The organism is Pseudomonas sp. YL2 (assembly GCF_023063025.1).
GTDB lineage: Bacteria > Pseudomonadota > Gammaproteobacteria > Pseudomonadales > Pseudomonadaceae > Aquipseudomonas > Aquipseudomonas putida_A.
The window spans coordinates 1-541 of record NZ_JAJSLU010000045.1 but is presented as its reverse complement, the minus strand read 5'-3'; the positions used below and the strand labels follow the sequence as shown (position 1 = coordinate 541).

The following is a 541-nucleotide window of genomic DNA, read 5'->3' as shown; positions in this document are numbered from 1 at the left end:
TATATCCTTGAGCTTTAATTTGTTTCAATTCAGAATTGAGAATGTATTGAGGGATTTTCTTATGATGTAATGGATTGATTCTTGCTTCTAGTTGAAATTGTTTTTTTAGATATTCAGTGATAGAATCAGAAAGAACACCTCGAGCAGAAATATTATCGCATGAATGGAATGCAATAATTCCTTCTTCAAGATTATCTGGTAGATATATTAAAATATAACGCTCTTTGAGTGTTACATCATAAGCAGTTGTTCTGTAATGGACTTTTTTGAGTTTTACATCTTTTATTTCACTGCTTTCTCCATATTTTCCAACTTTTATATAACCATATATGATTTTTTTTGTGTTATCAAAGTGAAGTTTAGTATGTTGTTCCAGAGATATTTTAGTTTTTGAAACGCCGAACTCGATGGGGGTGTTTTTATAAAGAGTAAAATAATCAACAAAAAGTTCATATGCCGTTTTTTTATTACTTAAACCTAAGTCATTAAGTTTTTTGCTGGCTCGACTGCCTTTATGGGTCAATACGCGGAATGAATAGAA

1 protein-coding gene is annotated in these 541 nt (G+C 30.3%); it reads right to left on the bottom strand.

Annotation, left to right across the window (positions count from 1 at the left end):
• The coding region (locus LVD08_RS28010) for a hypothetical protein (protein ID WP_446739761.1) at positions 1–541 on the bottom strand (541 nt) is incomplete at both ends.